This is a genomic window from Pseudomonas sp. R32 (assembly GCF_009866705.1).
Lineage (GTDB): Bacteria > Pseudomonadota > Gammaproteobacteria > Pseudomonadales > Pseudomonadaceae > Aquipseudomonas > Aquipseudomonas donghuensis.
In genome coordinates, this window is sequence record NZ_CP019396.1 from 5632348 (window position 1) to 5646108 (window position 13761).

Here is a 13761-nt window from a genome sequence, read left to right on the forward strand (position 1 = left end):
CGCTGCGGCTTACCAGGTTTGGGTGGCCTTGAACTTCTCGATACCGGCTTTGATGCCAGCGTCGATTTCGTCGTTGAAGTCACCCTTCACGTTGATCTTCGCCATCAGTTCGGCGTGATCACGGTTGAAGTAAGCGATCAGCGCTTGTTCGAAGCTACCGATCTTGGCGATTTCAACGTCGGTCAGGAACCCACGCTCAGCGGCATACAGCGACAGCGCCATGTCCGCGATGGACATTGGAGCGTATTGCTTCTGCTTCATCAGCTCGGTAACACGTTGACCGTGCTCGAGTTGCTTACGGGTGGCTTCGTCCAGGTCAGAAGCGAACTGGGCGAATGCCGCCAGTTCACGGTACTGAGCCAGAGCGGTACGGATACCACCGGAGAGCTTCTTGATGATCTTGGTCTGAGCGGCACCACCCACACGGGATACCGAAACACCGGCGTTCACTGCAGGGCGGATGCCCGAGTTGAACATGGCCGATTCCAGGAAGATCTGACCGTCGGTGATGGAAATCACGTTGGTCGGAACGAACGCGGAAACGTCGCCAGCCTGGGTTTCGATGATCGGCAGTGCGGTCAGGGAACCGGTCTTGCCAGTTACAGCACCGTTGGTGAACTTCTCGACGTACTCTTCGGAAACGCGCGATGCACGCTCCAGCAGACGGGAGTGGAGATAGAACACGTCACCTGGGTACGCTTCACGTCCTGGTGGACGGCGCAGCAGCAGGGAGATCTGACGGTAGGCAACGGCCTGCTTGGACAGGTCATCGTATACGATCAGCGCGTCTTCACCGCGGTCACGGAAGAACTCGCCCATGGTGCAACCGGCGTATGGCGCCAGGAATTGCAGTGCGGCGGATTCCGAAGCGCTGGCAACGACCACGATGGTGTTGGCCAGGGCGCCGTTTTCTTCCAGCTTGCGAACGATGTTGGCAACGGTGGAACGCTTCTGGCCGACAGCAACATAAACACAGAAAATACCGGAGTCTTTCTGGTTGATGATGGCGTCGATCGCCATGGCGGTCTTACCGATCTGACGGTCACCGATGATCAGCTCACGCTGGCCACGGCCGACCGGGATCATGGCGTCGACAGATTTGTAGCCAGTCTGTACAGGCTGGTCTACCGACTTACGCCAGATCACGCCCGGAGCAACTTTCTCGACCGCGTCGGTCTCGGTGTTGCCCAGTGGGCCTTTGCCGTCGATTGGGTTACCCAGTGCGTCGACTACGCGACCCAGCAGTTCCTTACCAACTGGAACTTCGAGGATGCGGCCGGTGCACTTGGCGCTCATGCCTTCAGCGAGGGTGTCGTAGGCGCCCAGGATTACCGCACCAACGGAGTCTTGCTCCAGGTTGAGGGCCATACCGAACACGCCACCTGGAAACTCGATCATTTCGCCGTACATGACGTCGGCCAGACCGTGAATCCGCACGATACCGTCAGAAACGCTGACGACGGTACCCTCGTTGCGGGCTTGGGAGGTCACGTCGAGTTTCTCGATGCGACCCTTGATGATTTCACTAATTTCGGAAGGATTGAGTTGCTGCATTGCTCTGCTGCCCCTTCAAACTCAAGATTTCAATGCTTCGGCCAGTTTCGCGATTTTGCCGCGAACCGAGCCATCGATTACCAGGTCGCCGGCGCGGATCACGACACCACCGATAAGGGAGGCGTCCTCCGTCGCATGCAGGCGCACTTCCCGGCTGAGCCGTGCACTGAGAACCTTGGCGAGTTTGTCTTGCTGTTCTTGGTTCAACGCAAAAGCACTGGTGACTTCCACGTCCACGGATTTCTCTTGTTCAGCCTTGTACTGGTCGAACAAAACCGAAATCTCCGGCAACAGCTGGAGACGGTCGTTTTCCGCGGCAACATGAATGAAATTCTGTGCCTGTGCATCGAACTTGTCACCGCACACGTCAATAAACGCGGCGGCCTTTTCTGCGCTCGTCAGTCGCGGGGCCTTGAGCAGGCGCTGCATCGTGTCGTCTTCCGACACTGCAGCAGCCAGGCCGAGCATGGCTGACCAATTGGCCAGTTGCTGATGGGCCTGGGCGTGCTCAAAGGCCGCCTTAGCGTAAGGTCGGGCCAACGTGGTCAGTTCTGCCATGATCGCCCTCGCTTAAATTTCAGCGGCCAGTTTATTAACCAGCTCCGCATGCGCGTTTTGATCGATTGTGGCGCCAAGGATCTTTTCAGCACCGCCGACAGCCAGCAGACCCACTTGGGCACGCAGGGCGTCTTTGACACCGTTAATTTCCTGTTCGATCTCGGCCTGAGCCTGAGCCTTCACACGGTCAGCTTCGACGCGGGCCTGATCACGGGCTTCCTCGACGATCTGAGCACCGCGCTTCTTGGCTTGCTCAATGATTTCGGCTGCCTGAGCTTTTGCTTCGCGCAGTTGCTGACCCGCTTTGTCTTGGGCCAACTCCAGGTCGCGAGCTGCTCGGTTGGCAGCGTCCAGTCCATCCGCGATCTTCTTCTGACGTTCTTGCAATGCCGCGATGACCGGAGGCCACACGAACTTCATGCAGAACAGCACAAAAATGAAGAACGCAACGGACTGACCAATCAGGGTTGCATTAATGTTCACGCCAACACCTCGCTCGTTCTTTGTCCATCACACCAAACCACTCGAGTATTCGAGTGATTAGCCGGCGATTTGACCAACGAAGGGATTAGCGAAGGTGAAGAACAGAGCGATACCAACACCGATCATGGTTACGGCGTCGAGCAGACCGGCAACGATGAACATTTTAACTTGCAGCATTGGAACCATCTCTGGCTGACGAGCAGCGCCTTCCAGGAACTTGCCGCCCAGCAGGCCGAAACCAATGGCGGTACCCAGAGCACCCAGGCCGATCAGCAGAGCAACAGCGATAGCGGTAAGACCAACTACAGTTTCCATCTTTCCTCCCGACTTTTACGTCGTATTGGTTAGGTTTTTTAGTTTGAAGCGGTAAAACAAAATCGTTTGGTACAGCTGCCCTTGCGGACTTTTTCGACCCTTCCCCGTACCGGCAAAAGGGTCATCAGACACGCCAGGCGGTCTTAATGGTTATCTTCGTGAGCCATCGACAGGTAGACGATGGTAAGCATCATGAAGATGAACGCTTGCAGGGTGATGATCAGGATGTGGAACACAGCCCACGCCCATTGCAGCACCACGCCCAGGCCGCTGAGCCAGAGCAGGCCGCTGCCGAACATCACGGCAATCAGGATGAACACCAGCTCGCCGGCGTACATGTTGCCGAACAGACGCAGGGCCAGCGAGATTGGCTTGGCAATCAGGGTGACGAATTCGAGCAGGAAGTTGACCGGAATCAGCAGGATCTGAACGAAGATGTTCTTGCTGCCGAACGGGTGCAGGGTCAGTTCGCCGAGGAAACCGCCGATACCCTTGACCTTGATGCTGTAGAAAATGATCAGGGCGAACACGCTGAAGGCCATGGCCAGGGTCGCGTTCGGGTCGGTGGTCGAAACGGCACGGAACGGAATGTGCGGATCACCGGAGATCAGGATGGCCAGCTGAGGAATCCAGTCGACCGGGATCAGGTCGATGGCGTTCATCAGGAAGACCCAGACGAAAATGGTCAGCGCCAGTGGGGCGATCACCGGGCTGCGGCCGTGGAAGCTGTCCTTGACGCTGCCGTCGACGAACTCAACCAGCACTTCTACGAAGTTCTGCAGGCCGCCAGGCTGACCGGAAGTCGCCTTCTTGGCTGCCATGCGGAACAGGAATACGAAAAGCAGACCCAGTGCGACCGACCAACCCAGGGTGTCCAGGTGGAAAGCCCAGAAGCCCATTGCCTTGGCTTCTGCTGCGGAATGGGCAAAACCCCAACCGCCGTCTGGTAGTTGACCGAAGGTCAGGTTCTGCAAGTGGTGCTGGATATAGCCCGAAGCGGTTTCTGCTGCCATGGTTGCCTCAAACGCCCTAAGGTCTCGAAAGTCTTATATTCATCAGCAGGGGCGCGAACCAGCTGACCAACTGGGTCAGCAGAAAGACACCGAAGACTGCTAACGGCGCCAATGGCTTCACTCCTGCGAACGTCAGTGCAAAAAGCACTGCCGTCAAAATCAATTTGCCTGCCTCGCCCGCGTAAAACGACTTGACGATGGCCTGCGCTGCCCTGGCTCCCGTGTAACGAAAAGCCTTCCAGGCGAAATACACATTCGGCAGCCAGGCAATCAGCCCCCCGCAGAGTGCCGAATATCCACTGACCGCCCCATGCCACTGCCACAACGCCAAAGTTGCCAGCAGAAACACGACACATTGAGCCAACAGTACCGGAAAAACCGCCCAGCGATGGAAAGGCAAGCGGTTTGGCGTGCGGGTTTCCATCACAACTGCTCCTCGAAAGTCGACCAACCAGTCAGCTATGACTTGGCATAATTTGTGCCGACAAAATGCGCGCAGAGTATAGGGGCGGTTTAACCCCTATTCAACTGCCGGGTAGTGATTTCCGACTACGCGCTACAAAAGGAATTGTTTCAGCGGATGTGAGCAAGGACACCTTGCAACTCATCTAGTGAGTTGTAACGGATAACTAACTGGCCTTTGCCCTTGTTGCCGTGGCGGATCTGTACGGCAGAGCCCAGACGCTCTGCCAAACGCTGTTCAAGGCGGGTGATGTCCGGGTCCGGCTTGGCAGGTTCCGCAGGCTCGGGTTTGCCGTTGAGCCACTGGCGTACCAGTGCCTCGGTCTGGCGCACGGTCAGGCCACGTGCGACAACGTGACGCGCCCCGTCGACCTGCTGTTCATCCGGCAATCCGAGCAATGCCCGGGCGTGACCCATTTCCAGGTCGCCGTGGGACAACATGGTCTTGATCACTTCCGGCAACGAGATCAGGCGCAGCAGGTTGGCCACGGTAACCCGCGACTTGCCCACAGCGTCGGCGACCTGTTGCTGGGTCAGCTGGAACTCCTGCTGCAGACGCTGCAGGGCAATGGCCTCTTCCACCGGGTTGAGGTCTTCGCGCTGGATGTTCTCGATCAGGGCCATGGCGATGGCCGCTTCATCGGGCACATCGCGGACCATGGCCGGGATGGTGTCCATGCCGGCCTGCTGGCTGGCGCGCCAGCGGCGCTCACCGGCGATGATCTCGAATTTGTTGTCCGCGATCGGGCGCACCACGATCGGCTGCATCACGCCCTGGCTCTTGATCGAGTGGGCGAGTTCTTCCAGTGCCTGCGGGTCCATGTCCCGGCGCGGCTGGTACTTGCCGCGCTGGATCAGGTCGAGCGGCAGGTGTTGCAGTTCCTTTTGGTCGACCTGGACAGCCTGCTCTTCGAGTGCGCTGACGGTCGGACCACTGAGCAGTGCATCCAACCCACGTCCGAGACCCCGTTTCTTAACGGCCATGCGGATTCCTTAAGTTGTCTGTGCAGTGCGGGTTTGACGACGTTGGCGACGAACCAGTTCCCCGGCCAGGGCCAGGTACGCCAGGGCGCCACGCGATTGCTTGTCGTAGGCCAGGGCCGGCATGCCGAAGCTCGGGGCCTCGGCCAGGCGGATGTTGCGTGGAATCACGGTGTCGTACAGCTGGTCGCCGAAGTGTTCCTTGAGCTGTGCGGAAACATCGTTGATCAGGCTCAGGCGCGGGTCGTACATGGTCCGCAGCAAGCCTTCGACCTTGAGCTGCGGGTTCAACCGCTCGCCGATCCGCTTGATGTTATCCACAAGGTCGCTCAACCCTTCCAGGGCAAAGTATTCACATTGCATCGGAATGATCACGCCATCGGCGGCGACCAGGGCGTTGAGCGTCAGCATCGACAGCGACGGCGGGCAGTCGATCAGGATGTAGTCGTAATTCTCGCGGATCGGCGCCAGCGCGGTGCGCAGGCGGCTCTCCTTCATCTGCATTTCCAGCAGGACCACTTCGGCGGCGGTCAGGTCGCGGTTGGCCGGCAGCAGCTGATAGCCGCCATGCTCGGAGAAGTGCATGGCCTGGGCCAGGTCGCATTCGCCGATCAACAGGTCATAGACCGAATGTTCCAGGACGTGTTTATCCACACCGCTACCCATGGTGGCGTTGCCCTGTGGATCGAGATCGATCAGCAGCACGCGGCGCTTGGTTGCCACCAGCGATGCTGCGAGATTGATACAGGTGGTGGTTTTGCCCACACCACCTTTCTGGTTCGCGATTGCGAATACCTTAGCCATTCTTGCTTGTGTTCCCAGTCATGCCGTGCGGCGCAGTATCAGCAGATGGCGTTGGCCTTGGCAACCCGGAACGGTCAAGGCCTGCTCGCTATCCACTCTGAAATCTGCCGGCAATGCTACCAGCTCATCGGCAGGATGCAGCCCTTTCATTGCCAGCCACTGCGTCTGGGCGTCACCGAGGTGGCGCGTCCAGTTGGTGAAGTTCTCCATGCTGCTGAAAGCACGGGAAACAATTCCGGTGAAAGGCAGCTCCGGCTGGAACTCCTCGACCCGCTTGTGGATAACTGTGAGGTTATCCAGTTTGAGCTCAAGCTTTACCTGGGTTAGGAAGCGAGTTTTCTTGCCGTTGCTGTCGAGCACCGTGACGTGCTTGTCCGGATGCAGGATAGCCAAAGGAATACCCGGCATGCCACCGCCGCTGCCGACATCCAGCCAGCGCTCGCTGTGGATAAACGGCATGACGCTGAGGCTGTCGAGCAAGTGGCGGGACACCATCTCGTCCGGATTGCGCACGGCGGTCAGGTTGTAGGCCTTGTTCCACTTGATCAGCAAGGCCAGGTAGGCCAGCAGTTGTGCATGCTGGACCTCGCTCAGCTCGACACCGAGCTGGCGGGCGCCTGTGGACAACTCTTCGGCATGTTGAGGGGTGACCTGAGAACTCAAGCGCTTTGCTCCAACTCGCGGCCTGCGCCGCGTTTTTTCAGATGAATCAGCAACAGGGAAATCGCCGCCGGGGTCACACCGGGGATACGCGAAGCCTGGCCCAGGGTCTCGGGCCGGGTCTGGCCGAGTTTGCTCTGGATTTCCTTGGACAGCCCGGAAATACCGCTGTAATCGATATCGTCGGGCAGGCGGGTGTCTTCGCTGGCGCGCAGCCGGGCGATTTCTTCCTGTTGCCGGTCGATGTAACCGGCGTATTTGGTTTTGATCTCGACCTGCTCGGCCACTTGCGGGTCGATCTCGGCGCCGCCGGTCACTGCCATCAGCCCGGCGTAATCGATTTCCGGGCGTGTCAGCAGGTTGAGCAGGTTGTATTCATGGCTCAACGGCGTACCGAATTTTTCAGCAATGGCCTGACCTTGCGCGGTATCCGGGCGTACCCAGGTGGATTTCAGACGCTGTTCTTCCAGGGCGATGCCTTCGCGCTTGGCGCTGAACGCGGCCCAACGCTGGTCATCGACCAGGCCCAGTTCGCGACCTTTTTCGGTCAGGCGCAGGTCGGCGTTGTCTTCGCGCAGGATCAGGCGGTACTCGGCCCGCGAGGTGAACATGCGGTACGGCTCCTGGGTCCCCAGGGTAATCAGGTCGTCGACCAGCACGCCGATGTACGCTTCGTCGCGACGCGGGCACCAGCTTTCACGGCCCTGCGCGCGCAGTGCGGCGTTGGTACCGGCGAGCAGGCCCTGAGCACCGGCTTCTTCGTAGCCCGTGGTGCCGTTGATCTGGCCGGCAAAGAACAGGCCGCCAATCACCTTGGTTTCCAGGCTGTACTTGAGGTCGCGCGGATCGAAGTAGTCGTACTCGATGGCGTAGCCCGGGCGCACGATGTGGGCGTTTTCCATGCCGCGGATCGATCGCACGATCTGCAACTGCACATCGAACGGTAACGACGTGGAAATGCCGTTCGGGTACAGCTCGTGGGTGTTCAGGCCTTCTGGCTCGATGAATACCTGGTGGCTTTCCTTGTCGGCAAAGCGGTGGATCTTGTCTTCGATCGACGGGCAGTAGCGCGGGCCGATGCCTTCGATCACCCCGGAGTACATCGGCGAACGATCGAGGTTCGAGGCAATGATCTCGTGGGTACGGGCGTTGGTGTGGGTAATCCAGCAACTGACCTGACGCGGGTGTTGTTCCTTGGACCCCATGAACGACATCACCGGGATCGGCGTGTCGCCCGGTTGCTCGGTCATCACTGAGAAATCCACCGAGCGCCCGTCGATACGTGGCGGTGTACCGGTTTTCAGGCGGCCAACGCGCAGCGGCAGTTCACGCAGGCGGCGCGCCAGGGCAATCGACGGCGGATCGCCGGCACGGCCACCGGAGTAATTCTGCAAACCGATGTGGATAAGTCCGCCGAGGAAGGTCCCGGTGGTCAGTACCACGGAGTCGGCGAGAAAACGCAGACCCATTTGCGTTACCACGCCGCGTACCTGGTCCTGCTCGACGATCAGGTCGTCGCACGACTGCTGGAATATCCACAGGTTGGGCTGGTTCTCGAGAATCTCGCGCACCACCGATTTGTAGATGGCGCGGTCGGCCTGGGCGCGAGTAGCGCGCACCGCCGGGCCTTTGCGGTTGTTCAATACACGGAATTGGATACCGCTCTTGTCAGTGGCCAGTGCCATTGCACCGCCGAGCGCATCGATTTCCTTGACCAGGTGGCTCTTGCCGATGCCACCGATGGCCGGGTTGCAACTCATATGACCGAGGGTTTCCACGTTGTGGGTCAGCAGCAGGGTTTTCACCCCCATGCGTGCAGACGCAAGCGCAGCCTCGGTACCGGCATGGCCGCCGCCGATGACGATCACTTCAAAACGGGAAGGGAAATCCACCACGCACCTCGTGCCTGTTTCGGGAATAGATAGGGATAACGCACAAGTATAGGGACTTACCCCCCTCTAAAGGAACCTTTTGCACAAAATTTAACCAGGCTGTGGATGAATGGCAGGTAATAGAAATTAAAAGAGAGAAATTTATTAAAGCTTTGTTTTTATGTTTATTCTTAGTCAGGAACCTTTCTGTGGATAAGGTTCTACAGGCCTTTATTTACCTTATGTACAGAGATTCAAAACCCTGTGGCCTACCGGGGATGAGCGTTCTGGATAAGCGCTTTAAGCCTGTGGATGAAATGGCCAGTTACCCACAAGGGGAGTTATCTTCAGCCTTGAGGGCCAGTTATCAACGGAGCTGAAGGTGGGTTTTCCACAGGGCTTATTTCACCAGAATGTGGATAGACGCGCAGGAGTCAGCGCAGCACGAGCACTGTGGCTGTCCTGACCGGGAGAAGGGATTGGAGAAAAAGGCTGCTGCAGTCGGGTCCGTTGCAGACCCGACTGTGGATAAGGACGCTTACTTGCCGATGCAGAAGCTGGAGAAGATGCGTCCGAGCAGATCGTCGGAACTGAATGCACCGGTAATCTCGCCCAGGGCGTGTTGCGCCTGGCGCAAATCTTCTGCCAGCAGCTCACCGGCACCGGCGAGGGTCAGTTGCGCATGTCCATGCTCCAGGTGCGCACCGGCCTGACGCAATGCCTCCAGGTGGCGCCTGCGGGCGCTGAAGCTGCTTTCAGCAGTCTGTTCATAACCCATGCAGGCCTTCAGGTGCTCGCGCAGCAGCTCAAGCCCCATGTCGGTGTCCTTGGCACTGAGGGTAATGGTGACGTGGCCATCTTCACTCTGTTCCATGGCGATGGCTTCGCCACTCAAATCTGCCTTGTTGCGAATCAGCGTAACCTTGGCCGGATCCGGACGCAGGTCGAGAAATTCCGGCCACAGGGCAAACGGATCACTGGCTTCCGGTGCAGTCGAGTCGACCACCAACAGCACCCGATCGGCTTCGTTGATGGCCTTGAGTGCGCGTTCCACGCCGATCTTTTCCACATGGTCATCGGTATCGCGCAATCCAGCCGTGTCGACAACGTGCAGCGGCATGCCGTCGATGTGGATATGTTCGCGCAGGATGTCCCGGGTGGTGCCGGCGATATCGGTGACAATCGCCGCCTCGCGGCCGGCCAGAACGTTAAGCAGGCTCGACTTGCCGGCATTCGGCCGACCAGCGATCACCACCGTCATGCCGTCGCGCAGCAAGGCGCCCTGCCCGGCTTCGCGCTGCACTGTGGATAAATTGTTGCGCACCTCATCGAGCATGCTCAGCACGTGACCGTCAGCAAGAAAGTCGATTTCTTCTTCGGGGAAATCGATTGCAGCTTCCACGTAGATGCGCAGGCTGATCAACTTCTCGGTGAGGTTATCCACACGGCGGGAAAATTCGCCCTGCAGCGAGCGCAAGGCATTGCGCGCAGCTTGTGCAGAACTGGCTTCGATCAGGTCGGCGATCGCCTCGGCCTGGGCCAGGTCGAGCTTGTCGTTGAGGAATGCCCGCTCACTGAATTCACCCGGGCGCGCCAGGCGGCAACCCAGTTGTACACAGCGCTGCAGCAACATATCGAGGACTACCGGGCCGCCGTGGCCCTGCAGCTCAAGCACGTCTTCGCCGGTAAAGGAGTTGGGCCCAGGGAAAAACAGCGCAATGCCTTCATCCAGCACCAGGCCATCTTCAGCGCGGAACGCTCCGTAATGGGCGTGCCGCGGTGTCAGTGCTTTTCCACAGATGGCCAGCCCGGCTTGTTGGGCCAGGGGGCCGGATAGCCGCACGATCCCCACGCCCCCACGTCCCTGGGCGGTAGCGATGGCGGCAATGGTTTCACGCACAGTGTTCATGCTCGAGGGCCTCACGACAAAAACGACAGATAGCAAAACGCCCCACGAGGGGGCGTTTATCCACAGGTTAGCTGGCTAACCCGTCAAGCAGCGGCTTTCTTGGTAGCCTTTTCGATGCTGCGAGTGATGTACCACTGCTGTGCGATCGACAGGCAGTTGTTCACAACCCAGTACAGCACCAGACCTGCCGGGAACCACAGGAAGAAGAAGGTGAAGATGATTGGCATCAGCTTCATCACCTTGGCCTGCATCGGATCCGGCGGAGTCGGGTTCAGCTGCTGCTGGATGAACATGGTCGCGCCCATGATGATCGGCAGGATGAAGAACGGATCCTTGATCGACAAGTCAGTGATCCAGAACATCCATGGCGCCTGACGCATCTCGACGCTTTCCAGCAGAACCCAGTACAGCGAGAGGAAGACCGGCATCTGCACCAGGATCGGCAGGCAGCCGCCCAGCGGGTTGATCTTCTCTTTCTTGTACAGCTCCATCATGGCTTGCGACATTTTCTGCCGGTCGTCGCCATGTTGTTCTTTCAGTGCAGCCAGTTTCGGTGCGACGGCACGCATGCGCGCCATGGAACGGTAGCTGGCAGCCGACAGCGGGAAGAACAGCGCCTTGATCAGCATGGTCAGGACGATGATCGACCAGCCCCAGTTGCCGAGCAGGCTGTGGATATGTTGCAGCAGCCAGAAGATTGGCTGGGCAATGAACCACAGGATGCCGTAGTCGACGGTCAGTTCCAGACCTGGGGACAACTCTTTGAGCTTCTCCTGGATCTTCGGACCTGCGTACAGCGTGGTGCTGGTTTCGCCTTTACCGCCAGCGGCAACGTTCAGCGCCGGACCGGTGAAACCGATGATGTAGTTGCCTTGGCTGTCCTTACGGGTCTGAACGATGTTGTTTTCAGACTTGTTTGGAATCCAGGCAGTTACAAAGTAGTGCTGCAGCCAGGCTACCCAGCCGCCGGAAACATTTTCTTTCAGATTTCCCTTGTCGATGTCTTTCATCGACACCTTTTTGTAGGGTTCCGAACTTGTCCACAGGGCTGCACCGAGGTAGGTCGCGGTACCGGTTGCGGTGCTCGAGGAAGGATCCGAGCTGGCATCGCGCTTGAGCTGCGCGAACAGGTTACCGGTCCAGGGCTGTGCGCTCTGGTTGTCGATCAGGTAAGTGACGGTCAGGTCGTACTCACCGCGCTTGAAGCTGAAGCGCTTGATGTAGTTGACGCCGGCATCGCTGAACTTCAGGTCGACGACCAGTTGGTCCTGACCATCGGCCAGTTGATAACTTTTCTGATCAGCGGCATACAGCGGACGACCAGACGAACGGGCATCCGGACCGTTGACGCCAGTCAGACCGCTCTGTGCCAGGTAAGTACGCTCACCACCGTTGTCGAACAACTGGAACGGAATGTCCGGATGGTCCTGACGGCGTGGGTACTTCGGCAGCATCAGCTGGGCGACGTCACCACCGTTTGGATCGATAGCCAGATCGAGGACATCAGTCTTGACCCGAATCAGATCCTTGCTAACCACTACCGGGGCAAGTTCTGCGGGGCTGGATTCAGCGTTGGCGCTCGGTACATCGGCGCTGGCGCCAGTGTTACCGGCCTGCGCGGTGTCCGGCAGGGCCGGGGCAACGTTGCTGGCAGCAGTATTCTGAGTCGGCAGGGCAGCCTGGCCATAGTCCTGGTTCCAGTTAAGGACCATGACGTAGGACACGATTGCCAGGGCGACGATCAGGATCGTGCGTTTAATATCCATGATTACTCGGCTATCGAAGAAGTACGGGAAGAGGAGGCAGGTGGAACCGGGTCAAAACCACCGGCATTCCACGGATGACAACGCCCCAGGCGACGAACGGTAAGCCACCCACCGCGCAATAGGCCATGTGTTTCGATGGCTTCGATCGCGTAGCAGGAGCAACTGGGGTAGAAACGACAGTGACTGGCCATCAGAGGACTAATGGCATAACGGTAAAACTGGATCGGAACGAGCGCCAGTTTACGCATCTTGACTGTCTACCCCCACAGAGTCGGTGTTAACCACTGGAGCGGGCCGACTGCGTGCAAGGCGCTTCCAGAGCTTGCCAAAATGTTGGTGCAATTCTGGGTTTTCAATCTCGCCCAACCCTTTGCGCGCGACGATCACGATATCCCAACCGGCAAGTGAATGCTGGTTCAGGCGAAACGAATCGCGCATCAGGCGTTTCAGGCGATTGCGTTGAACGGAGAGCTTGACGCTCTTTTTCCCGATCACTAGCCCCAGGCGGGGATGATCAAGACCGTTCTCGCGAGCAAGGATCAGCAGGCATTTCCCTGGAACCTTGCCGGTTGGGGAGTCGAAGACCGCTTTGAAGTGTCGGGGAATAAGCAGACGCTTTTCCCGACTGAAGTCCTGACTCACCACCAGTGCCGAAAAATCAAACTGCCAGGCGCTTACGGCCTTTGGCACGGCGACGCGACAGAACGGCACGACCGTTCTTGGTGGCCATACGGGCACGGAAACCGTGAGTGCGAGCGCGCTTGATGGTGCTTGGTTGGAAAGTACGTTTCATGGCGTGTTACCTGGTTCGTCGACAACGGGCCGGAATGGCCCCCGTTTTAAGAGACCGGCGATTCTAGAGAAAGCAGGGCCGTAGGTCAATTTCCAACCAGCTTTTCCTTATAGACGGAAAATCGGCCTCATTCGGTGGCTCACCTGGTTTGCCCTGACAGACCCCGAGCAACGGATCACTTAAACATAGAAAAAAAGAGAGGACTTATTTAAAGCTTTTTAGTGAATCTTATAAAGCTTATGTGGAAGATTTCTGTGGATAACAAGCTACAGGCCTTTAAATACCTTATGTACAGAGGAAAGAAACCTTGTCGAGAAGAGGTGTTCTGACTGTGTTGTAGCCTCGGAAAAGCTGTGGATCAAATGGGCAGTTATCCACAGTCAGGTTATCCACCGATTTCGACCCCCAGTTGTGCAAAGACCTCAGGTGCGGTTATCCACAGGGCTTATTCACATGTCCGAAACGGCATTTTGGTCACTAAAGTGCTGATTTATCGCCATCCTCGACGCACCTGCATGTGGATAACTGCGCTGGCGCTGGGTACAATGGGCGCTTGTTTTTGCCTCACCGGCTTTCAACTCAGGGGATATCC

15 protein-coding genes are annotated in these 13761 nt (G+C 58.1%); all 15 read right to left on the reverse strand.

Annotated elements, in window-relative coordinates:
• Window positions 1-9: 9 nt before the first annotated feature.
• Window positions 10-1554: a F0F1 ATP synthase subunit alpha gene (gene atpA, locus PspR32_RS26070; RefSeq protein WP_010222735.1), complete on the reverse strand. Its 1545-nt coding sequence runs from the start codon at window positions 1552-1554 to the stop codon at window positions 10-12.
• 21 nt (window positions 1555-1575) lie between these two features.
• Window positions 1576-2112 carry a F0F1 ATP synthase subunit delta gene (locus PspR32_RS26075; RefSeq protein ID WP_010222734.1) on the reverse strand — a complete coding sequence of 179 codons (537 nt, stop codon included), beginning with the start codon at window positions 2110-2112 and terminating at the stop codon, window positions 1576-1578.
• A gap of 12 nt (window positions 2113-2124) precedes the next feature.
• Window positions 2125-2595, reverse strand: coding sequence for a F0F1 ATP synthase subunit B (locus PspR32_RS26080; protein WP_010222733.1), 471 nt, complete (start codon window positions 2593-2595; stop codon window positions 2125-2127).
• Between the two features lie 57 nt (window positions 2596-2652).
• The gene (gene atpE, locus PspR32_RS26085) at window positions 2653-2910 is read right to left on the reverse strand and encodes a F0F1 ATP synthase subunit C (protein WP_003097235.1); all 258 of its coding nucleotides are present in this window, start codon (window positions 2908-2910) and stop codon (window positions 2653-2655) included.
• A 143-nt stretch (window positions 2911-3053) separates the two neighbouring features.
• Complete coding sequence (gene atpB, locus PspR32_RS26090; protein WP_010222723.1) at window positions 3054-3923, reverse strand: F0F1 ATP synthase subunit A; 870 nt, start codon at window positions 3921-3923, stop codon at window positions 3054-3056.
• 16 nt (window positions 3924-3939) lie between these two features.
• Window positions 3940-4347, reverse strand: a complete 408-nt coding sequence (locus tag PspR32_RS26095) for a F0F1 ATP synthase subunit I (RefSeq protein WP_010222722.1) — start codon at window positions 4345-4347, stop codon at window positions 3940-3942.
• A 149-nt stretch (window positions 4348-4496) separates the two neighbouring features.
• Entirely contained in the window at window positions 4497-5369 is an 873-nt protein-coding gene (locus PspR32_RS26100) for a ParB/RepB/Spo0J family partition protein (RefSeq protein WP_010222721.1), read from the reverse strand.
• Window positions 5370-5378: 9 nt separating this feature from the next.
• Window positions 5379-6170 (reverse strand): ParA family protein, encoded by a 792-nt coding sequence (locus tag PspR32_RS26105; RefSeq protein ID WP_010222720.1) that lies wholly within the window; start codon window positions 6168-6170, stop codon window positions 5379-5381.
• Window positions 6171-6188: 18 nt separating this feature from the next.
• The gene (rsmG, locus tag PspR32_RS26110; RefSeq protein ID WP_010222716.1) at window positions 6189-6833 is read right to left on the reverse strand and encodes a 16S rRNA (guanine(527)-N(7))-methyltransferase RsmG; all 645 of its coding nucleotides are present in this window, start codon (window positions 6831-6833) and stop codon (window positions 6189-6191) included.
• A complete protein-coding gene (gene mnmG, locus PspR32_RS26115) occupies window positions 6830-8722 on the reverse strand; it encodes a tRNA uridine-5-carboxymethylaminomethyl(34) synthesis enzyme MnmG (RefSeq protein ID WP_010222714.1) in 1893 nt (630 codons plus the stop codon). The genes rsmG and mnmG overlap by 4 nt, the downstream gene beginning before the upstream one ends.
• Before the next feature lie 517 nt (window positions 8723-9239).
• Entirely contained in the window at window positions 9240-10610 is a 1371-nt protein-coding gene (mnmE, locus tag PspR32_RS26120) for a tRNA uridine-5-carboxymethylaminomethyl(34) synthesis GTPase MnmE (protein WP_010222713.1), read from the reverse strand.
• Window positions 10611-10693: 83 nt separating this feature from the next.
• Window positions 10694-12376, reverse strand: a complete 1683-nt coding sequence (gene yidC / locus PspR32_RS26125; protein ID WP_010222712.1) for a membrane protein insertase YidC — start codon at window positions 12374-12376, stop codon at window positions 10694-10696.
• Window positions 12377-12378: 2 nt separating this feature from the next.
• Entirely contained in the window at window positions 12379-12624 is a 246-nt protein-coding gene (gene yidD, locus PspR32_RS26130; protein ID WP_010222711.1) for a membrane protein insertion efficiency factor YidD, read from the reverse strand.
• Window positions 12617-13021, reverse strand: coding sequence for a ribonuclease P protein component (rnpA, locus tag PspR32_RS26135; RefSeq protein WP_010222710.1), 405 nt, complete (start codon window positions 13019-13021; stop codon window positions 12617-12619). The genes yidD and rnpA overlap by 8 nt, the downstream gene beginning before the upstream one ends.
• Before the next feature lie 13 nt (window positions 13022-13034).
• The gene (gene rpmH, locus PspR32_RS26140) at window positions 13035-13169 is read right to left on the reverse strand and encodes a 50S ribosomal protein L34 (RefSeq protein ID WP_002551315.1); all 135 of its coding nucleotides are present in this window, start codon (window positions 13167-13169) and stop codon (window positions 13035-13037) included.
• Between the last annotated feature and the right edge of the window lie 592 nt (window positions 13170-13761).